The sequence below is a fragment of the Pseudomonas sp. NY15372 genome (assembly GCF_048068215.1).
Lineage (GTDB): Bacteria > Pseudomonadota > Gammaproteobacteria > Pseudomonadales > Pseudomonadaceae > Aquipseudomonas > Aquipseudomonas guariconensis_A.
The window spans coordinates 1-18,333 of sequence record NZ_JBLUPY010000039.1 but is presented as its reverse complement, the minus strand read 5'-3'; the positions used below and the strand labels follow the sequence as shown (position 1 = coordinate 18,333).

Genomic DNA, 18,333 nt, shown 5'->3' with positions numbered 1-18,333 from the left:
GGGATACGACAGTGCCACGTTCTCTGAAAAAAGGTCCTTTTATCGATCTTCACCTTCTGAAGAAGATCGAAGTGGCGGTGGAGAAGAACGATCGCAAGCCAGTTAAAACCTGGTCGCGCCGTTCGATGATCCTGCCACAAATGGTCGGTCTGACCATCGCGGTACACAACGGTCGCCAGCACGTCCCCGTTCTCGTGAACGAAGACATGGTCGGCCACAAACTGGGCGAGTTCGCCGGTACCCGCACCTATCGCGGGCACGTGGCTGACAAGAAAGCCAAGCGTTAAGGGGTAAGGAAATGGAAGTAGCCGCTAAGTTGTCGGGCGCTCGAATCTCCGCCCAGAAAGCCCGCTTGGTCGCCGACCAGATCCGCGGGAAGAAGGTGGGCGAAGCGCTCAACCTGTTGGCCTTCAGCAGCAAAAAAGCCGCTGAAATCATGAAGAAAGTCCTCGAGTCGGCCGTTGCCAACGCCGAACACAACGAAGGCGCAGACGTTGATGACCTGAAGGTCTCCACCGTTTTCGTCAACGAAGGGCGTTCGCTGAAGCGCATCATGCCGCGTGCCAAAGGCCGCGCTGATCGCATCGTCAAGCGGTCTTGCCATATCACTGTCAAGGTTGCGGACAAGTAACGGAGTCGATCAGATGGGTCAGAAAGTACATCCCACTGGCATTCGCCTGGGAATCGTCAAGGAGCACACCTCCGTCTGGTATGCAGACGGCGCTACTTACGCAGATTACCTGTTGAAGGATCTGAAAACGCGTGAGTACCTCCAGGACAAACTAAAAAGCGCGTCCGTAAGCCGTATCGATATTCATCGTCCGGCTCAAACTGCACGCATCACCATCCACACCGCTCGTCCCGGTATCGTTATCGGCAAGAAAGGTGAGGACGTTGAGAAGCTGCGTCAGGACCTGACCAAGCAGATGGGTGTGCCTGTGCACATCAACATCGAAGAGATCCGCAAGCCGGAACTCGACGCTATGCTGGTTGCGCAGAGCGTAGCTCAGCAGCTGGAACGCCGCGTAATGTTCCGTCGTGCCATGAAGCGCGCCGTACAGAACGCCATGCGTATTGGTGCCAAAGGCATCAAGATCCAGGTGAGCGGTCGTCTCGGCGGTGCCGAGATCGCACGTACCGAGTGGTATCGCGAAGGTCGTGTGCCCCTGCACACCCTGCGTGCCGATATCGACTACAACACCTACGAAGCTCACACCACCTACGGTGTGATCGGTGTGAAGGTTTGGATCTTCAAAGGCGAAGTGATTGGTGGTCGCCAAGAAGAGCTGAAGCCGCAAGCACCAGCGCCTCGTAAAAAAGCTGCTAAGTAAGGGGTACGCCAAATGTTGCAACCAAAGCGTACAAAATTCCGCAAGCAGATGACCGGCCACAACCGTGGTCTGGCACTGCGCGGTAGCAAGGTCAGCTTCGGCGAATTCGCCCTGAAGGCTGTTGCTCGCGGTCGTCTCACCGCCCGTCAGATCGAGTCGGCACGTCGTGCCCTGACCCGTCACGTAAAACGTGGCGGCAAGATCTGGATCCGTGTATTCCCGGACAAGCCGGTTACCAAGAAGCCTCTCGAGGTTCGTATGGGTAAAGGTAAGGGTTCCGTTGAGTACTGGGTTGCCCAGATCCAGCCAGGCAAGGTCCTGTACGAGATCGAGGGTGTTTCTGAAGAGCTGGCGCGTGAGGCCTTCGCCCTGGCTGCTGCAAAGCTGCCACTCGCCACCTCCTTTGTTAAGCGGACGGTGATGTGATGAAAGCGAATGAACTTCGTGAACAATCGGCACAGCAGCTGAACGAGCAACTGCTCGGCTTGCTGCGCGACCAGTTCAATCTGCGTATGCAGAAAGCAACTGGCCAGTTGGGGCAGTCGCACCTGCTCTCGCAAGTTAAGCGTGACATCGCTCGCGTGAAAACTGTGCTCAACCAGCAGGCAGGTAAGTGATCATGGCTGAAGCTGAAAAAACCGTCCGTACGCTGACTGGCCGTGTCGTCAGCGACAAAATGGACAAGACCATCACCGTTCTGATCGAGCGTCGCGTCAAGCACCCGATCTACGGTAAATACGTTAAGCGTTCGACTAAGCTGCACGCGCACGACGAGACCAACCAGTGCAAGATCGGCGACAAGGTTTCCATCCGTGAAACCCGTCCGCTGGCCAAGACCAAGTCCTGGGCACTGGTTGAAGTCCTCGAACGCGCTGTTGAAGTCTAAGGGCGAAGGGTCGGAGAAATTTTATGATTCAGACTCAATCCATGCTCGATGTGGCCGATAACAGCGGCGCTCGTCGCGTCATGTGCATCAAGGTGCTCGGCGGTTCCCACCGCCGTTACGCCGGTATCGGTGACATCATCAAAGTTACCGTCAAGGAAGCAATTCCGCGCGGTAAGGTCAAAAAAGGCCAGGTGATGACTGCTGTTGTCGTCCGTACCCGTCACGGTGTACGTCGCGCTGACGGTTCCATCATTCGTTTCGACGGCAACGCTGCTGTTCTGCTGAACACCAAGCAAGAGCCGATCGGCACTCGCATCTTCGGGCCAGTGACCCGTGAACTTCGTACCGAGAAGTTCATGAAGATCGTCTCGCTCGCCCCTGAAGTGCTCTAAGGAGATCCGACATGCAAAAGATTCGTCGTGACGACGAGATCATCGTGATCGCCGGCAAGGACAAAGGTAAGCGCGGTAAGGTGCTGAAGGTGCTCGCTGACAACCGTCTGGTTGTTGGCGGTGTCAACCTGGTCAAGCGTCATACCAAGCCTAACCCGATGGCGGGCGTCCAGGGCGGTATCGTCGAAAAAGAAGCGCCTCTGCACGCTTCCAACGTTGCCATTTTCAATGGTGAAACCAACAAGGCTGACCGCGTTGGCTTCAAGGTTGAAGACGGCAAGAAAATTCGTGTCTTCAAGTCGACCCAGAAAGCGGTTGATGCTTGAACACTGCTAGGTAGAAGACAATGGCACGACTGAAAGAGATTTACCGGAACGAAATCGCTCCCAAGCTTAAGGAAGAACTTAAGCTGGCGAACGTGATGGAAGTTCCTCGCGTAACCAAGATCACCCTGAACATGGGTCTGGGCGAAGCGGTCGGTGACAAGAAGGTCATCGAGAACGCCGTTGCCGACCTGGAAAAGATCACCGGTCAAAAGCCGGTCGTGACTTTCGCTCGCAAGTCGATTGCGGGTTTCAAGGTTCGTGAAGGTTGGCCGATCGGCGTCAAGGTAACCCTGCGCCGCGATCGTATGTACGAATTCCTGGACCGCCTGCTGGCGATCTCCCTGCCTCGGGTTCGCGACTTCCGCGGCCTGAATGCCAAGTCCTTCGATGGCCGTGGCAACTACAGCATGGGCGTGAAAGAGCAGATCATCTTCCCGGAAATCGATTACGACAAGATCGATGCTCTGCGCGGTCTGGACATCACCCTGACCACCACTGCTCGTACGGATGACGAAGGCCGCGCCCTGCTGCGTGCTTTCAAATTCCCGTTCCGCAACTGATTGGAGTAGGAAAATGGCCAAGAAGAGCATGAAGAACCGCGAGCTGAAGCGTCAGCTCACGGTAGCCAAGTACGCTAAAAAGCGCGCTGAGCTGAAAGCGACCATCGTCAACCTGAACGCCTCTCCTGAAGAGCGTTTTGCTGCCGTAGTCGCCCTGCAGAAGCAGCCGCGTGACGCCAGCGCCTCGCGCCTGCGCAACCGTTGCCGCCTGACCGGTCGTCCTCACGGTGTATACCGTAAGTTCGGCCTGGGCCGTAACATGCTGCGTCAAGCTGCAATGCGCGGTGACGTACCAGGTCTGGTCAAGGCCTCCTGGTAATCGCTGCCGGTGCAGTCCCGACGGAAGGGGAGCAATCTTCCGACCGTCGGTGACCTCGCCAACAAACAAGCCCCTTCATGGGGCTTGTTTCGTTTCTGTCTTGTGTCTAGAATGACCGGCTCACCTGAGCCCGGGTTTTTTACCCTGCCCGCTCGGGTGGTTGTGATAGCCGCAAGGCTAATAATTCTTGTATCAGGAGCATCTAGCCCATGAGTATGCAGGACCCGTTAGCGGACATGCTAACTCGCATCCGTAATGCCCAGATGGCTGAAAAGTCCGTCGTAAGCATGCCTTCCTCCACCCTGAAGGTCGCGGTTGCCAAAGTTCTGAAGGACGAAGGTTACATCGCTGGCTACCAGGTCAGTGGCGAAGCCAAACCCTCCCTGTCGATCGAACTGAAGTACTTCGAAGGCCGTCCGGTCATCGAGGAACTGAAGCGCTCCAGCCGTCCAGGCCTGCGCCAGTACAAGTCCGTCGCAGACCTGCCGAAAGTACGTGGCGGCCTGGGCGTGTCTATTGTCTCCACCAACAAAGGTGTGATGACTGATCGCGCTGCGCGCGCTGCCGGTGTTGGCGGCGAAGTTCTGTGCACAGTGTTCTAAGGGGAGATAGGCATGTCTCGCGTCGCTAAGAACCCCGTTAAGCTGCCTTCCGGCGTCGAAGTCAAATTCGCCGGCCAGCAGCTTTCGGTGAAGGGTGCCAAGGGCACTCTCGAACTGAACGTTCACTCGTCTGTTGAAATCACCCAGGAAGCTGGTGAGCTGCGTTTCGCCGCTCGCAACGGTGACCAGCAAGCTCGCGCCATGGCCGGTACTACCCGTGCCCTGGTGAACAACATGGTCCAGGGCGTAAGCCAAGGCTTCGAGCGTAAGCTCCAGCTGGTCGGTGTTGGTTACAAGGCACAGGCCAAGGGCAGCGTCCTGAACCTGGCTCTGGGCTTCTCGCACCCAGTGGACTACGAACTGCCAGCCGGCATCACCGCTGAAACCCCCAGCCAGACCGACATCCTGATCAAGGGTATCGACAAGCAGCTGGTTGGTCAGGTGGCCGCTGAAATCCGCGACTTCCGTCCGCCAGAGCCTTACAAAGGCAAGGGTGTGCGTTACGCGGACGAAGTAGTCCGTCGTAAAGAAGCCAAGAAGAAGTAGGGCCTAGCAAATGACCGACAAAAAAGTTACTCGACTGCGTCGCGCTCGCAAAGCACGCCTGAAAATGCACGAACTCGAAGTCGTGCGTCTCTGCGTGTTCCGCTCCTCGCAGCACATCTACGCCCAGGTCATTTCGGCCGACGGCAGCAAGGTTCTGGCAAGCGCCTCGACCTTGGACAAAGAACTGCGTGATGGCGCCACCGGCAACATCGACGCGGCCACTAAGGTTGGCAAGCTGGTAGCTGAGCGTGCGAAAGCCGCCGGTGTATCTCAAGTTGCCTTTGACCGTTCCGGCTTCAAGTACCACGGCCGCGTCAAGGCGCTGGCTGATGCTGCTCGTGAAGGCGGGCTGGAGTTCTAAGTTATGGCAAATAACGATCAAAAGCGCGACGAAGGCTACATCGAGAAGCTGGTTCAAGTTAACCGCGTAGCTAAAACCGTTAAAGGCGGCCGTATCTTCACCTTCACCGCGCTGACCGTGGTAGGTGACGGCAAGGGCCGTGTTGGTTTCGGCCGTGGCAAATCGCGCGAAGTACCTGCCGCGATCCAGAAAGCCATGGAAGCTGCCCGTCGCAACATGATTCAAGTCGACCTGAAGGGCACCACCCTGCAGTACGCCACCAAGGCCGCCCACGGCGCCTCGAAGGTCTACATGCAGCCTGCCTCGGAAGGTACCGGTATCATCGCCGGCGGCGCAATGCGTGCTGTCCTGGAAGTTGCTGGTGTCCAGAACGTTCTGGCCAAGTGCTACGGTTCGACCAACCCAGTGAACGTGGTTTACGCCACCTTCAAGGGTCTGAAAGCCATGCAATCTCCTGAGTCCATTGCTGCCAAGCGTGGCAAGAGCGTTGAGGAGATCATCTGATCATGGCAACTGTAAAAGTAACGCTGATCAAAAGCACCGCCGGCCGTCTGCCTAACCACAAACTGTGCGTTAAAGGCCTGGGTCTGCGTCGCATCGGTCACACTGTAGAAGTCCAGGATACTCCCGAGAACCGCGGGATGATCAACAAGGCTTACTACATGCTGAAGGTCGAGGGTTAATCGATGAAACTCAATGATCTGAGTCCAGCGCCGGGTTCCCGTCGCGAGAAGCATCGTCCGGGTCGTGGTATCGGTAGCGGTTTGGGTAAGACTGGTGGCCGTGGTCACAAAGGTCAGACCTCCCGTTCCGGTGGTTCGATCGCTCCGGGCTTCGAAGGCGGTCAACAGCCGCTGCACCGTCGTCTGCCGAAGTTCGGCTTCGTTTCCCTGAAAGCCATGGACCGCGCCGAAGTGCGTCTGTCCGAGCTGGCCAAGGTGGAAGGCGACGTGATCTCCGTGCAATCCCTGAAGGATGCCAACGTGATCGGCCAGCACGTACAGCGCGTGAAAATCATGCTGTCGGGCGAAGTCACTCGCGCAGTCACCATCAAGGGTATCGCAGCCACCAAGGGTGCGCGTGCGGCTATCGAAGCAGCTGGCGGCAAGTTCGAGGAATAAATGGCTAAGCAAGGTGCTCTCTCTTCGCTCGGAAAGGGCGGGATGTCGGAACTCTGGGCTCGTCTGCGCTTTCTGTTCATGGCGATCATCGTCTATCGGATCGGCGCGCATATCCCGGTGCCTGGCATCAACCCGGACCGTCTGGCGGATCTGTTTCGGCAGAATGAGGGGACCATTCTTAGCTTGTTCAACATGTTTTCCGGTGGCGCGCTGGAGCGCATGAGCATCTTTGCACTGGGGATCATGCCGTACATCTCGGCGTCGATCATCATGCAGCTCATGACCGCGGTCAGCCCGCAACTGGAGCAGTTGAAGAAGGAAGGTGAAGCTGGCCGTCGCAAGATCAGCCAGTACACCCGCTACGGCACCGTTATCCTGGCACTGGTTCAAGCCATTGGCATGTCCATTGGCCTGGCCAACCAGGGCGTGGCGTTTTCTGTTGGTCTGGGCTTCCATGTTGTCGCCGTTGCTACTTTCGTGGCCGGCGCGATGTTCATGATGTGGCTGGGCGAGCAGATCACCGAGCGCGGTGTGGGCAACGGTATCTCGATGTTGATCTTCGCAGGTATCGTTGCCGGTCTTCCGAGAGCAATCGGGCAGTCTTTCGAGTCTGCGCGTACGGGTGATATCAACATTTTCGCCCTGGTCGCTATCGGTTTGCTTGCAGTAGCGATTATCGGCTTCGTGGTGTTCATCGAGCGTGGTCAGCGTCGTATCGCCGTTCACTACGCCAAGCGTCAGCAGGGCCGTAAGGTCTTTGCCGCGCAGACCAGCCACTTGCCGCTCAAGGTGAACATGGCAGGGGTTATCCCGGCCATTTTCGCCAGCAGCATTCTGCTGTTCCCGGCTTCGCTGGGTGCCTGGTTCGGTCAGTCCGAGGGTATGGGCTGGCTGCAGGACATCTCGCAGTCGATCGCTCCTGGTCAGCCGTTGAACATTCTGCTGTTTAGTGCAGGGATCATTTTCTTCTGCTTCTTCTACACAGCGCTGATGTTCAACCCGAAAGACGTAGCGGAAAACCTGAAGAAGTCCGGTGCCTTTATTCCGGGTATCCGTCCTGGTGAGCAGTCGGCACGCTACATTGATGGCGTTCTGACCCGTTTGACCATGTTCGGTGCTCTTTACATGATGGCCGTCTGCCTTCTGCCCCAGTTCCTGGTGGTGGCAGCAAACGTGCCGTTCTACCTTGGCGGGACCTCGTTGCTGATTGTGGTAGTGGTTGTGATGGACTTCATGTCCCAAGTACAATCGCACCTCGTTTCGCACCAGTACGAATCCCTGATGAAGAAAGCCAACCTGAAAGGCTACGGTGGCAGCGGTCTGCTGCGCTGATAGACCCCTAAGGTTCGAGGAGTCGGTAATGAAAGTTCGTGCATCGGTGAAAAAGCTGTGCCGCAACTGCAAGATCATTCGTCGCGAAGGTATCGTTCGCGTGATCTGCAGCGCGGAACCGCGTCACAAGCAGCGCCAAGGCTGAGTGTGATCCGCGCTTCAAACCCAGCAGCTAGTGTGCTGCTGGGTTGATTATTCGTTTCTACAGCGATATTATCTCGCGCCCTATTTCTTGGCTTCCGGGGCGTAGGTAGCTGTCAATTGGAGTCCCACTGAATGGCCCGTATTGCAGGCGTCAACATTCCAGATAACAAGCACACTGTTATCTCGCTGACCTACATCTATGGTGTCGGTCGCACTACTGCACAGAAGATCTGTGCAGATGCTGGTGTGAACCCAGCCGCTAAGATCAAGGATCTGAGCGACGAGCAAATCGAAACCCTGCGTGGCGAAGTTGCGAAGATCACCACCGAAGGTGATCTGCGTCGTGACATCAACATGAAGATCAAGCGCTTGATGGACCTGGGTTGCTACCGCGGCCTGCGTCATCGTAAAGGTCTGCCGGTTCGCGGTCAGCGCACCAAGACCAACGCACGCACCCGTAAGGGCCCGCGTAAGCCGATCCGCAAGTAATCGCCCAGGAATATAGACATGGCAAAACCTGCTGCTCGTCCTCGTAAAAAAGTCAAAAAGACAGTGGTTGATGGCATCGCCCACATCCATGCGTCTTTCAACAACACCATCGTGACCATCACCGACCGTCAGGGCAACGCTTTGTCCTGGGCGACCTCCGGTGGTTCGGGTTTCCGTGGTTCGCGCAAATCCACCCCGTTCGCAGCCCAGATCGCTGCTGAGCGTGCTGGTCAAGCTGCGCTGGAATATGGCCTGAAGAACCTCGACGTCAACGTCAAGGGCCCAGGTCCAGGTCGTGAGTCCGCCGTTCGTGCACTGAACAGCTGCGGCTACAAGATCGCCAGCATCACCGACGTGACGCCAATCCCGCACAACGGGTGCCGTCCGCCGAAGAAGCGTCGCGTGTAATCAGGAGACAGATAAATGGCACGTTACATTGGTCCAAAATGCAAACTGTCTCGTCGTGAAGGCACCGATCTGTTCCTGAAGAGCGGCGTTCGCGCTCTGGAATCGAAGTGCAACATCGAAGCAGCCCCAGGTATCCACGGCCAGCGCCGTGGCCGTCAGTCCGACTACGGTACCCAGCTGCGCGAGAAGCAAAAAGTTCGTCGTATCTACGGTGTCCTGGAGCGTCAGTTCCGCGGTTACTACCAGCTGGCAGCCTCGAAGAAGGGTGCTACCGGTGAGAACCTGCTGCAACTGCTCGAGTGCCGTCTGGACAACGTCGTCTACCGTATGGGCTTCGGTTCCACTCGTTCGGAATCGCGCCAGCTGGTTTCGCACAAGGCAATCAGCGTCAACGGCAAGACCGTAAACATTCCATCCTACCAAGTTCGTCCGGGTGACGTGGTCGCGGTTCGCGAGAAGTCGCAGAACCAGCTGCGCATTGTTCAAGCCCTTGAACTGTGCGCCCAGCGTGGCCGAGTTGAGTGGGTTGACGTGGATGCTGCCAAGAAGTCGGGCGTTTTCAAGAACGTTCCTGCTCGCAGCGACCTGTCCGCCGACATCAACGAAAACCTGATTGTCGAGCTCTACTCCAAGTAAGGGCTAGAAAATAGGTGCATCCATGCAGATTTCGGTAAATGAGTTCCTGACACCCCGCCACATCGATGTGCAGGTTGTCAGTCCGACCCGCGCCAAGATCACGCTCGAGCCTCTCGAGCGTGGTTTCGGCCATACCCTGGGCAACGCGCTGCGCCGCATCCTGTTGTCCTCCATGCCTGGCTGTGCAGTAGTCGAGGCCGAGATCGACGGCGTACTCCATGAGTACTCCGCGATCGAAGGTGTACAGGAAGACGTCATTGAAATCCTGTTGAACCTCAAAGGCCTGGCCATCAAGCTGCACGGTCGTGACGAAGTTACGCTGACCTTGTCGAAAAAGGGTTCGGGGGTGGTTACCGCTGCCGATATTCAGCTGGATCACGATGTCGAGATCGTCAATCCCGATCACGTAATCGCGAACCTGGCGTCCAACGGCGCCCTGAACATGAAGCTCACCGTAGCTCGTGGTCGCGGTTACGAGCCGGCCGACTCCCGTCAAACCGACGAAGACGAAAGCCGCAGCATCGGCCGTCTGCAGCTGGACGCTTCGTTCAGCCCGGTGCGTCGTATCGCCTACGTGGTCGAGAACGCCCGTGTTGAACAGCGTACCAACCTGGACAAGCTGGTCATCGACCTGGAAACCAACGGTACCCTGGATCCTGAAGAGGCCATCCGTCGTGCCGCGACCATCCTGCAGCAGCAGCTGGCCGCGTTCGTCGACCTCAAAGGTGACAGCGAGCCTGTTGTAGTCGAGCAGGAAGACGAGATCGATCCGATCCTGCTGCGTCCGGTTGACGATCTGGAACTGACCGTACGTTCGGCCAACTGCCTCAAGGCGGAGAACATCTACTACATCGGCGACCTGATTCAGCGTACCGAAGTAGAGCTGTTGAAGACTCCGAACCTGGGCAAGAAGTCCCTGACTGAAATCAAGGACGTCCTGGCCTCCCGTGGTCTGTCTCTCGGCATGCGCCTCGACAACTGGCCGCCTGCAAGTCTTAAGAAAGACGACAAGGCGACCGCCTGATCGTCGTAATCACCGAACGTAGTGTTTGGTAAGGAATGAATCATGCGTCATCGTAAAAGTGGACGTCACCTGAGCCGTACCAGCTCTCACCGCAAGGCTATGTTCCAGAACATGGCAGTGTCGCTGATCGAGCACGAGCTGATCAAAACCACCCTGCCGAAAGCCAAGGAACTGCGCCGCGTTGCCGAGCCGCTGATCACCCTGGCCAAGGAAGACAGCGTCGCCAACCGTCGCCTGGCTTTCGACCGTACCCGTTCGAAAGCTGCCGTTGGCAAGCTGTTCAACGACCTGGGCAAGCGCTACGCCACCCGTCAGGGCGGCTACCTGCGTATCCTGAAGTGCGGTTTCCGCGCTGGCGACAACGCGCCTATGGCGTACGTCGAGCTGGTTGATCGTCCGGTCGGTGGTGCTGTAGAAGCTGCCGAGTAAGACATCAGTCTGCTACAAGAAACCGGGCCTCGTGCCCGGTTTTTTGTGCGTGTATGAATTGCTATTTTCTATCGATCTTACTTATTCAATGAATTAGTTCTTGTCACCTGGCTCGACCATACTTGTCAGCACGCCGATACAGCGGCAGCCCTAGACTGATAAGGAGAGCCCATGAGCAAGATTCTCACCACCGCCAGCGGTGCCCCAGTAGCCGACAACCAGAACTCCCGTTCGGCAGGCCCACGCGGCCCGCTGCTGCTCGACGATTTCCACTTGGTCGAGAAGCTCGCCCATTTCAACCGCGAGAACATCCCTGAGCGCCGTGTGCATGCCAAGGGATCGGGCGCCTACGGCACCTTCACCGTGACCCGTGACATCACCCAGTACACCAGCGCCAAGCTGTTCGACAGCATCGGTAAGCAAACCGAGACCTTCCTTCGTTTCTCTACGGTCGGCGGCGAGCGGGGCTCGGCCGACACCGAGCGTGACCCGCGCGGTTTCGCAGTCAAGTTCTACACCGAGGAAGGCAATTGGGACATCGTGGGCAACAACACGCCGGTGTTCTTCATCCGCGATCCGCTCAAGTTCCCTGACTTCATCCATACCCAGAAGCGCCACCCGCAAAGCAACCTGAAGAATGCCCAGATGATGTGGGACTTCTGGTCCCATTCCCCTGAGGCGCTGCACCAGGTCACCATCCTGTTCTCCGACCGTGGCATCCCAGACGGGTACCGGCACATGCACGGCTTCGGTAGCCATACCTACAGCCTGATCAATGCCGAGGGCGAGCGCACCTGGGTCAAATGGCACTTCAAGACCCAGCAGGGCATCAAGAACCTCGCGCCCGCCGAAGCTGCCCGCTTGGCAGGTACCGACCCGGACTACGCTCAGCGTGACCTGTTCGAAGCCATCGAGCGCGGTGACTACCCACGCTGGACCGTATGCATTCAGGTGATGAGCGAGGCCGAAGCCGCGGGCCGCGCGGAGAACCCCTTCGACGTGACCAAGACTTGGTCACAGAAGGATTACCCGCTGATCGAAGTCGGTGTGCTGGAGCTCAACCGCAACCCGCTAAACTATTTCGCGGAAGTCGAGCAGGCCGCCTTCGGCCCGAGCAACATGGTACCGGGTGTCGGCTTGTCGCCGGACCGGATGCTGCAAGGTCGGGTATTCGCCTACGCTGACGCCCACCGCTACCGTGTCGGTACCAATCACCAGCAGTTGCCGGTGAATGCCCCGCGCAGCCCGGTGCACAGCTACCAGCGCGATGGTGCGATGGCCTCCGGCAGCTATGGCGGTGCCCCGAACTATGAGCCCAACAGCTACAGCGACGCGCCTAAGCAATCTCCGCGGCATGCCGAGCCGGCGCTGGCCCTGCAAGGTGCTGCCGATCGCTACGATCATCGTGAGGACAACGATTACTTCAGCCATGCCGGTGCGTTGTTCCGGCTGATGAATGCTGAGCAGCAAGCTTTGCTCATCAGCAATATCGCCGGCGCGATGACTGGGGTCAGCATGGATGTGGTGCAGCGCCAGTTGCAGTACTTCTTCAAGGCGGACCCGGCCTATGGCGAGGGGATCGCCAAGGCGTTGGGCGTGAATCTCGCCTAAGTCGAAGTGATAAGAAGAACCGCCCTCATTTGGGCGGTTTTTCAATGAATATCACTACTGTTTAACCGATTTTTTGCTTCTAATTGCGCGTTTCCCCGTGACCGCGAAGCAAAGCTGGTTCACACTATTGGCATTGACGTATTCACAGGGAGAAGCAGGGCGATGCAAGGTCACCCGGACGTAATCAACTACCTCGTCACGTTGCTGAAGGGCGAACTGGCAGCACGCGACCAGTACTTCATCCATTCGCGTATGTACGAAGACTGGGGCCTGTCCAAGCTCTACGAACGTATCAATCATGAAATGGAAGAAGAGACCCAGCACGCCGATGCCCTGATGCGCCGCATCCTCATGCTCGAAGGTACGCCGGACATGCGCGCCGATGATCTGGAAGTGGGCAGCACTGTGCCCGAGATGATCGAGGCCGACCTCAAGCTCGAGTACAAGGTGCGTGCGGCGCTGTGCAAAGGCATCGAGTTGTGCGAGCTGCACAAGGACTACATCAGCCGCGACATCCTGCGTGCGCAGTTGGCCGATACCGAGGAAGACCACACCTATTGGCTGGAGAAGCAGCAGGGGTTGATCAAGGCCATCGGCCTGGAGAACTACCTGCAGTCGCAGATGTAAAAGCTGGGCTGCTTTGCAGCCCTTTCGCGGCACGAGGCCGCTCCTACAGGACAGCGCAAACCGCGGTCTTGTAAGAGCGGCCTCGTGCCGTGAAAGGGGCGCAAAACGCCCCCGTCCTCAAGCCCGATCCCGCTCCAGCAGCGGCTTGAGGTAATGCCCGGTATAGGACTGCTTCATCTCGGCCAGTTCTTCTGGCGTACCGCAGGCAATGATCTGGCCGCCCTTGGAGCCTCCCTCCGGCCCCAGGTCCACCAACCAGTCCGCGGTCTTGATCACATCCAGGTTGTGCTCGATCACCACCACGGTATTGCCGTGGTCACGCAAGCGATGCAGCACGTCCAACAGTTGCTGGATGTCGGCGAAATGCAGGCCGGTGGTCGGCTCGTCGAGGATATACAGTGTCTTGCCGGTATCGCGCTTGGACAGTTCGCGAGACAACTTGACCCGCTGTGCCTCACCGCCTGACAGTGTTGTGGCCGACTGCCCCAGCTTGATGTAGGACAGGCCCACGTCCATCAACGTCTGCAGCTTGCGCGCCAGGGCTGGTACCGCGTCGAAGAACGCACGGGCATCCTCGATGGTCATTTCCAGCACTTCGTGGATGTTCTTGCCCTTGTATTTGATCTCCAGGGTCTCGCGGTTGTAGCGCTTGCTCTTGCACACATCGCACGGCACGTAGATATCCGGCAGGAAGTGCATCTCCACCTTGATCAGGCCATCGCCCTGGCACGCCTCGCAGCGTCCGCCCTTGACGTTGAACGAGAAGCGTCCCGGGCCGTAGCCCCGTGCGCGCGACTCCGGCACGCCGGCGAACAATTCGCGGATCGGCGTGAAGATGCCGGTGTACGTCGCCGGGTTGGAGCGCGGTGTGCGGCCGATCGGGCTCTGGTCGATGTCGACTACCTTGTCCAGGTGCTGCAGGCCGTCCAGGCTGTTGTGCGGTGCGGCCTCCAGGCTGCTGGCACCATTGAGCGCGGTGGCGGCCAGGGGGAACAGGGTATTGTTGATCAGAGTCGACTTGCCCGAGCCGGAAACCCCCGTGACGCAGGTCAGCAGGCCGATCGGGACTTCCAGGTCGACGTTCTGCAGGTTATTGCCACGGGCGCCTTTGAGCTTGAGCGCAAGCTTCTTGTTGCGCGGCGTGCGCTTGGCCGGCACGACGATCTTCTTGCGCCCGGAGAGGTACTTGCCGGTGAGCGAGTCGGGGTGGGCCATCACCTCTTCTGGCGAGCCCTCGGCAACGATCCGGCCACCATGCACGCCTGCGCCAGGGCCAATGTCGACCACGTAGTCGGCCAAGCGAATGGCATCCTCGTCATGCTCCACCACGATCACCGTGTTGCCCAGGTCGCGCAGGTGGTTCAGGGTGGCCAGCAGGCGGTCGTTGTCGCGCTGGTGCAGGCCAATGGACGGTTCATCGAGAATGTACATGACGCCCACCAGGCCGGCACCGATCTGGCTGGCCAAGCGGATTCGCTGGGCTTCGCCGCCGGACAAGGTCTCGGCGCTGCGGTCCAGGGTCAGGTAGTCCAGGCCGACATTGACCAGGAACTGCAGGCGCTCGCAGATCTCCTTGAGGATCTTCGCCGCGATCTCGCCGCGTCGACCGGTCAGGGTCAGGTCGCTGAAATAGTCGCTGGCTTCGCCGATCGGCAGGTTGGTGACTGCCGGCAGGGTTTTCTCGCCTACCCAGACGTGACGCGCTTCGCGGCGCAGGCGGGTGCCGCGGCAATCCGGGCAGGGCTGGGTGCCGAGGTATTTGGCCAGCTCCTCGCGCACGGTGGCGGACTCGGTCTCGCGGTAGCGTCGCTCCAGGTTGGGCACGATGCCCTCGAAGGGGTGCGAGCGCTTGACGATGTCGCCACGGTCGTTGAGGTACTTGAAGTCGACGCTCTGCTTGCCGCTGCCGTGCAGGATCACCTTCTGGTGTTCAGCCGACAGCTCGCCGAACGGCAGCTCGAGGCTGAACCCGTAGTGCGAGGCCAGGGAGCCGAGCATCTGGAAGTAATAGACGTTGCGTCGGTCCCAGCCGCGTATGGCGCCCTCGGCCAGGGTCAGCTCGTTGTTGACCAGGCGCTTGGTATCGAAGAACTGTTTCACGCCCAGGCCGTCGCAGGTCGGGCAGGCGCCGGCCGGGTTGTTGAAGGAGAACAGCTTCGGCTCGAGCTCGCTGATGGCATGGCCGCACACCGGGCAGGCGAAACGGGCAGAGAAGATCATCTCTTCGCCGGCCTCGTCCTCCATCGGCGCCACCAGGGCGATGCCATCGGCGAGCTTCAGCGCGGTCTCGAAGGACTCGGCCAAGCGTTGCTGCAGATCTTCGCGGACCTTGAAGCGGTCCACCACCACATCGATGCTGTGCTTCTTCTGCTTGTCCAGCTTGGGCAGTTCGTCGAGCTCGTACAGCTTGCCGTTGACCCGGGCGCGTACGAAACCTTGGGCGCGCAGTTCTTCGAACACCGCCAGGTGCTCGCCCTTGCGCTCGCGCACTACCGGCGCCAGCAGCATCAGCTTGCTGCCTTCGGGCTGGGCAAGCACCAGGTCGACCATCTGGCTGATCGTTTGCGCCTCCAGCGGAATGTCATGGTCCGGGCAGCGTGGCGTGCCGACGCGGGCATAGAGCAGGCGCAGGTAGTCGTAGATCTCGGTGATGGTGCCGACGGTGGAGCGGGGGTTGTGAGAGGTGGATTTCTGCTCGATGGAGATGGCCGGCGACAGACCCTCGATGGTATCGACGTCGGGCTTTTCCATCATGGACAGGAACTGCCGGGCGTAGGCCGACAGGGACTCCACGTAGCGACGCTGTCCCTCGGCGTACAGGGTGTCGAACGCCAGGGACGACTTGCCGGAACCGGACAGGCCGGTGATCACGATCAGCTTGTCCCGAGGCAGGGTCAGGTCGATGTTCTTCAGGTTGTGGGTGCGTGCCCCACGAATCAGGATCTTGTCCACTGCGGCCTCGCTCGGCGGGCATAAACAAAGGAGTATAAGGCGCGCTGCCAGTACGCGGCAAAGCGTCGCGTGGATGCTGTTACGCTGTCGGACTGATAGAATCGCCGCCGGTTCACACGAGGTTATTCCATGCACGACACCCACAACGAACGCATGAGTGGCAGCGAAACCCGCGCCGCAAGCGGCCTGGCCCTGGTCTTTGCCTTTCGTATGCTGGGCATGTTCATGGTTCTGCCTGTGCTGGCCACCTATGGCATGGACTTGGCCGGTGCGACCCCTGCGCTGATCGGCCTGGCCATCGGTGCCTATGGCCTGACCCAGGCCGTGCTGCAGATTCCGTTCGGGGTGATTTCCGACCGCATCGGGCGCCGCCCGGTGATTTACCTGGGCCTGGTGGTGTTCGCCCTCGGCAGCCTGCTGGCGGCCCAGGCCGATTCGATCTGGGGAGTGATCGCCGGGCGCATCCTACAAGGTGCAGGTGCCATCTCGGCGGCGGTCATGGCGCTGCTTTCCGACCTGACCCGCGAGCAGCACCGTACCAAGGCCATGGCCATGATCGGCATGAGCATCGGCCTTTCGTTCGCGGTGGCCATGGTCATAGGCCCGCTGTTGACCCGTGCCTTTGGCTTGTCAGGATTGTTCCTCGCCACTGCAGGACTTGCCCTGGTCGGCATCGCGTTGATCGCCTTCGTCGTGCCCAGCGGCCACAAGGCCTTGCAACATCGCGAGTCCGGCGTGGCGCGCCAGGCCCTGGGGCCGACCCTGCGTCATCCGGACCTTCTGCGCCTGGACGTGGGCATTTTCGTCCTGCATGCCATCCTCATGGCCAGCTTCGTCGCGCTGCCCCTGGCCTTCGTCGAGCGCGGCGGCCTGCCGAAGGAACAACATTGGTGGGTATACCTGACCGCCTTGCTGGTCTCATTTTTTGCAATGATCCCGTTCATCATCTACGGCGAGAAGAAGCGCAAGATGAAGCGTGTGCTGATCGGCGCAGTCAGCGTGCTAATGGTGGTCGAGCTGTTCTTCTGGCAATGGGCTGACAACTTGCGCGGACTGGTGACCGGCACCGTGGTATTCTTTACGGCATTCAACCTGCTGGAGGCATCGCTGCCTTCGCTGGTGAGCAAAGTGTCGCCCGCAGGCGGCAAGGGGACGGCGATGGGGGTCTATTCCACCAGCCAGTTCCTCGGTGCTGCCTTGGGAGGAATCATCGGTGGCTGGTTGTTCCAGCACGGTGGCCTGGGCATGGTGTTCCTCGGTTGCGCAGGGCTGTGTGCCGTGTGGCTGGTGACGGCCTTGAGCATGAACGAGCCGCCGTACGTGACCAGCCTGCGCATGCCGCTGACGCCGGAGGGTCTCCGGGAGGCTGGCTTGACCGAACGCCTGTTGGCCGTGCCGGGTGTGACCGACGCCGTGGTGGTGGCAGAAGAAGCCGCCATCTATATCAAACTGGATACGAAAATTTTGGACCGCGCGACCCTCGAGCGTCTGGTGAACCCAGCCGCTTCGGCGTGCGAAGCCTAGGAGAACGTTATGGCCCGTGGGGTTAACAAAGTCATTCTGGTCGGCACCTGCGGTCAGGATCCCGAAGTCCGCTACCTGCCCAACGGTAACGCCGTGACCAACCTGAGCCTGGCCACCAGCGAGCAGTGGACCGACAAGCAGTCCGGCCAGAAGGTCGAGCGTACCGAATGGCACCGCGTGGCTCTGTTCGGCAAGGTCGCTGAGATCGCCGGCGAGTACCTGCGCAAAGGTTCGCAGTGCTACATCGAAGGCAAGCTGCAGACCCGCGAGTGGGAAAAAGATGGCATCAAGCGCTATACCACCGAAATCATCGTCGACATCAACGGCACCATGCAGCTGCTCGGCGGCCGTCCGCAGAACCAGCAGGGCGGTGATCCGTACAACCAGGGTGGTGGCAACTACAACCAGGGCGGTCAGCAGCAGTACAACCAGGCCCCTCGCCAGCAGGCTCCGCGTCCGCAGCAGGCCCCGCAGCGTCCTGCACCGCAGCAGCCAGCTCCGCAGCCGGCGGCTGACTTCGACAGTTTCGATGACGATATTCCGTTCTGATTCGAACGGTTAGGCATCACGTCAGACTAGAAACCCGGAGCAACCGCTCCGGGTTTTTTCATGGTGCGCCAGGCATGGCGCGTTGCGCGCAAGCGCAACCTGCTTGGCTGTGGTGGTCGAGTGGGTGACTTGGAGGTGAAAGTCCTCTACACACCCGGCAAGGG

The 18,333-nt window shown here is 59.2% G+C and carries 28 protein-coding genes; 27 read left to right on the top strand and 1 reads right to left on the bottom strand.

Going from position 1 to position 18,333, the window contains the following annotated elements; translation table 11 throughout:
* Positions 1-11: 11 nt before the first annotated feature.
* From rpsS to bfr, 25 genes are all read left to right on the top strand, one after another.
* On the top strand, positions 12-287 hold the full coding sequence (gene rpsS, locus ACNFG0_RS19730; protein WP_010486981.1) for a 30S ribosomal protein S19: 276 nt from the start codon (positions 12-14) through the stop codon (positions 285-287).
* 11 nt (positions 288-298) lie between these two features.
* Complete coding sequence (gene rplV, locus ACNFG0_RS19725; protein ID WP_003103908.1) at positions 299-631, top strand: 50S ribosomal protein L22; 333 nt, start codon at positions 299-301, stop codon at positions 629-631.
* A gap of 13 nt (positions 632-644) precedes the next feature.
* Positions 645-1,331 carry a 30S ribosomal protein S3 gene (rpsC, locus tag ACNFG0_RS19720; RefSeq protein ID WP_003255481.1) on the top strand — a complete coding sequence of 229 codons (687 nt, stop codon included), beginning with the start codon at positions 645-647 and terminating at the stop codon, positions 1,329-1,331.
* Between the two features lie 12 nt (positions 1,332-1,343).
* Positions 1,344-1,757, top strand: a complete 414-nt coding sequence (gene rplP, locus ACNFG0_RS19715; protein WP_009397508.1) for a 50S ribosomal protein L16 — start codon at positions 1,344-1,346, stop codon at positions 1,755-1,757.
* On the top strand, positions 1,757-1,948 hold the full coding sequence (gene rpmC, locus ACNFG0_RS19710; RefSeq protein WP_042123524.1) for a 50S ribosomal protein L29: 192 nt from the start codon (positions 1,757-1,759) through the stop codon (positions 1,946-1,948). Before rplP ends, rpmC begins: the two co-directional genes overlap by 1 nt.
* A gap of 2 nt (positions 1,949-1,950) precedes the next feature.
* Complete coding sequence (rpsQ, locus tag ACNFG0_RS19705; protein ID WP_084857315.1) at positions 1,951-2,217, top strand: 30S ribosomal protein S17; 267 nt, start codon at positions 1,951-1,953, stop codon at positions 2,215-2,217.
* Positions 2,218-2,240: 23 nt separating this feature from the next.
* Positions 2,241-2,609 carry a 50S ribosomal protein L14 gene (gene rplN / locus ACNFG0_RS19700; RefSeq protein WP_008089810.1) on the top strand — a complete coding sequence of 123 codons (369 nt, stop codon included), beginning with the start codon at positions 2,241-2,243 and terminating at the stop codon, positions 2,607-2,609.
* 11 nt (positions 2,610-2,620) lie between these two features.
* Positions 2,621-2,935, top strand: coding sequence for a 50S ribosomal protein L24 (gene rplX, locus ACNFG0_RS19695; RefSeq protein WP_013970637.1), 315 nt, complete (start codon positions 2,621-2,623; stop codon positions 2,933-2,935).
* A 20-nt stretch (positions 2,936-2,955) separates the two neighbouring features.
* A complete protein-coding gene (rplE, locus tag ACNFG0_RS19690; protein WP_084857317.1) occupies positions 2,956-3,495 on the top strand; it encodes a 50S ribosomal protein L5 in 540 nt (179 codons plus the stop codon).
* A gap of 13 nt (positions 3,496-3,508) precedes the next feature.
* Positions 3,509-3,814 carry a 30S ribosomal protein S14 gene (gene rpsN / locus ACNFG0_RS19685; protein WP_013970638.1) on the top strand — a complete coding sequence of 102 codons (306 nt, stop codon included), beginning with the start codon at positions 3,509-3,511 and terminating at the stop codon, positions 3,812-3,814.
* 209 nt (positions 3,815-4,023) lie between these two features.
* Positions 4,024-4,416 (top strand): 30S ribosomal protein S8, encoded by a 393-nt coding sequence (gene rpsH, locus ACNFG0_RS19680; protein ID WP_084857318.1) that lies wholly within the window; start codon positions 4,024-4,026, stop codon positions 4,414-4,416.
* Between the two features lie 12 nt (positions 4,417-4,428).
* Positions 4,429-4,962: a 50S ribosomal protein L6 gene (gene rplF, locus ACNFG0_RS19675; RefSeq protein ID WP_084857320.1), complete on the top strand. Its 534-nt coding sequence runs from the start codon at positions 4,429-4,431 to the stop codon at positions 4,960-4,962.
* 10 nt (positions 4,963-4,972) lie between these two features.
* Positions 4,973-5,323 (top strand): 50S ribosomal protein L18, encoded by a 351-nt coding sequence (gene rplR, locus ACNFG0_RS19670; RefSeq protein WP_009397496.1) that lies wholly within the window; start codon positions 4,973-4,975, stop codon positions 5,321-5,323.
* Between the two features lie 3 nt (positions 5,324-5,326).
* A complete protein-coding gene (gene rpsE / locus ACNFG0_RS19665; protein WP_023382626.1) occupies positions 5,327-5,827 on the top strand; it encodes a 30S ribosomal protein S5 in 501 nt (166 codons plus the stop codon).
* 2 nt (positions 5,828-5,829) lie between these two features.
* Positions 5,830-6,006 (top strand): 50S ribosomal protein L30, encoded by a 177-nt coding sequence (rpmD, locus tag ACNFG0_RS19660; protein WP_028690238.1) that lies wholly within the window; start codon positions 5,830-5,832, stop codon positions 6,004-6,006.
* A gap of 3 nt (positions 6,007-6,009) precedes the next feature.
* Positions 6,010-6,444 (top strand): 50S ribosomal protein L15, encoded by a 435-nt coding sequence (gene rplO / locus ACNFG0_RS19655; RefSeq protein ID WP_084857322.1) that lies wholly within the window; start codon positions 6,010-6,012, stop codon positions 6,442-6,444.
* The gene (secY, locus tag ACNFG0_RS19650; RefSeq protein ID WP_084857323.1) at positions 6,445-7,776 is read left to right on the top strand and encodes a preprotein translocase subunit SecY; all 1,332 of its coding nucleotides are present in this window, start codon (positions 6,445-6,447) and stop codon (positions 7,774-7,776) included.
* Positions 7,777-7,804: 28 nt separating this feature from the next.
* Positions 7,805-7,921, top strand: coding sequence for a 50S ribosomal protein L36 (rpmJ, locus tag ACNFG0_RS19645; RefSeq protein WP_011531897.1), 117 nt, complete (start codon positions 7,805-7,807; stop codon positions 7,919-7,921).
* A 131-nt stretch (positions 7,922-8,052) separates the two neighbouring features.
* Positions 8,053-8,409: a 30S ribosomal protein S13 gene (gene rpsM, locus ACNFG0_RS19640; RefSeq protein WP_084857325.1), complete on the top strand. Its 357-nt coding sequence runs from the start codon at positions 8,053-8,055 to the stop codon at positions 8,407-8,409.
* A gap of 18 nt (positions 8,410-8,427) precedes the next feature.
* Positions 8,428-8,817, top strand: coding sequence for a 30S ribosomal protein S11 (gene rpsK, locus ACNFG0_RS19635; protein WP_003255454.1), 390 nt, complete (start codon positions 8,428-8,430; stop codon positions 8,815-8,817).
* Between the two features lie 15 nt (positions 8,818-8,832).
* The gene (rpsD, locus tag ACNFG0_RS19630) at positions 8,833-9,453 is read left to right on the top strand and encodes a 30S ribosomal protein S4 (RefSeq protein WP_084857327.1); all 621 of its coding nucleotides are present in this window, start codon (positions 8,833-8,835) and stop codon (positions 9,451-9,453) included.
* A gap of 22 nt (positions 9,454-9,475) precedes the next feature.
* The gene (locus ACNFG0_RS19625; protein WP_003255452.1) at positions 9,476-10,477 is read left to right on the top strand and encodes a DNA-directed RNA polymerase subunit alpha; all 1,002 of its coding nucleotides are present in this window, start codon (positions 9,476-9,478) and stop codon (positions 10,475-10,477) included.
* Positions 10,478-10,519: 42 nt separating this feature from the next.
* Positions 10,520-10,906 carry a 50S ribosomal protein L17 gene (gene rplQ, locus ACNFG0_RS19620; protein WP_043210290.1) on the top strand — a complete coding sequence of 129 codons (387 nt, stop codon included), beginning with the start codon at positions 10,520-10,522 and terminating at the stop codon, positions 10,904-10,906.
* Between the two features lie 171 nt (positions 10,907-11,077).
* Positions 11,078-12,517 (top strand): catalase, encoded by a 1,440-nt coding sequence (locus tag ACNFG0_RS19615; protein ID WP_196145400.1) that lies wholly within the window; start codon positions 11,078-11,080, stop codon positions 12,515-12,517.
* Positions 12,518-12,679: 162 nt separating this feature from the next.
* Entirely contained in the window at positions 12,680-13,144 is a 465-nt protein-coding gene (bfr, locus tag ACNFG0_RS19610; protein ID WP_012316512.1) for a bacterioferritin, read from the top strand.
* A gap of 117 nt (positions 13,145-13,261) precedes the next feature.
* Here the strand turns inward: bfr and uvrA are convergent, their stop codons facing one another.
* The gene (gene uvrA / locus ACNFG0_RS19605; RefSeq protein WP_416766081.1) at positions 13,262-16,096 is read right to left on the bottom strand and encodes an excinuclease ABC subunit UvrA; all 2,835 of its coding nucleotides are present in this window, start codon (positions 16,094-16,096) and stop codon (positions 13,262-13,264) included.
* A 129-nt stretch (positions 16,097-16,225) separates the two neighbouring features.
* Here uvrA and ACNFG0_RS19600 point away from each other — a divergent pair, with 129 nt between their 5' ends.
* Together ACNFG0_RS19600 and ACNFG0_RS19595 are read left to right on the top strand one after the other, a co-directional pair.
* Positions 16,226-17,620 (top strand): MFS transporter, encoded by a 1,395-nt coding sequence (locus tag ACNFG0_RS19600; protein WP_196145402.1) that lies wholly within the window; start codon positions 16,226-16,228, stop codon positions 17,618-17,620.
* A gap of 9 nt (positions 17,621-17,629) precedes the next feature.
* Entirely contained in the window at positions 17,630-18,169 is a 540-nt protein-coding gene (locus ACNFG0_RS19595) for a single-stranded DNA-binding protein (RefSeq protein WP_196145403.1), read from the top strand.
* Positions 18,170-18,333 lie beyond the last annotated feature (164 nt).

Coding starts and splice junctions, on each gene's coding strand:
- rplP (WP_009397508.1), top strand. CDS start 1,344: ATGTTGCAACCAAAGCGTACAAAATTCCGCAAGCAGATGACCGGCCAC.
- rplF (WP_084857320.1), top strand. CDS start 4,429: ATGTCTCGCGTCGCTAAGAACCCCGTTAAGCTGCCTTCCGGCGTCGAA.
- rplR (WP_009397496.1), top strand. CDS start 4,973: ATGACCGACAAAAAAGTTACTCGACTGCGTCGCGCTCGCAAAGCACGC.
- rpsN (WP_013970638.1), top strand. CDS start 3,509: ATGGCCAAGAAGAGCATGAAGAACCGCGAGCTGAAGCGTCAGCTCACG.
- rplE (WP_084857317.1), top strand. CDS start 2,956: ATGGCACGACTGAAAGAGATTTACCGGAACGAAATCGCTCCCAAGCTT.
- rplO (WP_084857322.1), top strand. CDS start 6,010: ATGAAACTCAATGATCTGAGTCCAGCGCCGGGTTCCCGTCGCGAGAAG.
- rpsM (WP_084857325.1), top strand. CDS start 8,053: ATGGCCCGTATTGCAGGCGTCAACATTCCAGATAACAAGCACACTGTT.
- rpsK (WP_003255454.1), top strand. CDS start 8,428: ATGGCAAAACCTGCTGCTCGTCCTCGTAAAAAAGTCAAAAAGACAGTG.
- ACNFG0_RS19625 (WP_003255452.1), top strand. CDS start 9,476: ATGCAGATTTCGGTAAATGAGTTCCTGACACCCCGCCACATCGATGTG.
- rplN (WP_008089810.1), top strand. CDS start 2,241: ATGATTCAGACTCAATCCATGCTCGATGTGGCCGATAACAGCGGCGCT.
- ACNFG0_RS19615 (WP_196145400.1), top strand. CDS start 11,078: ATGAGCAAGATTCTCACCACCGCCAGCGGTGCCCCAGTAGCCGACAAC.
- rpsE (WP_023382626.1), top strand. CDS start 5,327: ATGGCAAATAACGATCAAAAGCGCGACGAAGGCTACATCGAGAAGCTG.
- rpsH (WP_084857318.1), top strand. CDS start 4,024: ATGAGTATGCAGGACCCGTTAGCGGACATGCTAACTCGCATCCGTAAT.
- ACNFG0_RS19600 (WP_196145402.1), top strand. CDS start 16,226: ATGCACGACACCCACAACGAACGCATGAGTGGCAGCGAAACCCGCGCC.
- rpsC (WP_003255481.1), top strand. CDS start 645: ATGGGTCAGAAAGTACATCCCACTGGCATTCGCCTGGGAATCGTCAAG.
- rplQ (WP_043210290.1), top strand. CDS start 10,520: ATGCGTCATCGTAAAAGTGGACGTCACCTGAGCCGTACCAGCTCTCAC.
- rpmC (WP_042123524.1), top strand. CDS start 1,757: ATGAAAGCGAATGAACTTCGTGAACAATCGGCACAGCAGCTGAACGAG.
- rpmJ (WP_011531897.1), top strand. CDS start 7,805: ATGAAAGTTCGTGCATCGGTGAAAAAGCTGTGCCGCAACTGCAAGATC.
- ACNFG0_RS19595 (WP_196145403.1), top strand. CDS start 17,630: ATGGCCCGTGGGGTTAACAAAGTCATTCTGGTCGGCACCTGCGGTCAG.
- secY (WP_084857323.1), top strand. CDS start 6,445: ATGGCTAAGCAAGGTGCTCTCTCTTCGCTCGGAAAGGGCGGGATGTCG.
- bfr (WP_012316512.1), top strand. CDS start 12,680: ATGCAAGGTCACCCGGACGTAATCAACTACCTCGTCACGTTGCTGAAG.
- rpsD (WP_084857327.1), top strand. CDS start 8,833: ATGGCACGTTACATTGGTCCAAAATGCAAACTGTCTCGTCGTGAAGGC.
- rplX (WP_013970637.1), top strand. CDS start 2,621: ATGCAAAAGATTCGTCGTGACGACGAGATCATCGTGATCGCCGGCAAG.
- rpsQ (WP_084857315.1), top strand. CDS start 1,951: ATGGCTGAAGCTGAAAAAACCGTCCGTACGCTGACTGGCCGTGTCGTC.
- rpmD (WP_028690238.1), top strand. CDS start 5,830: ATGGCAACTGTAAAAGTAACGCTGATCAAAAGCACCGCCGGCCGTCTG.
- rplV (WP_003103908.1), top strand. CDS start 299: ATGGAAGTAGCCGCTAAGTTGTCGGGCGCTCGAATCTCCGCCCAGAAA.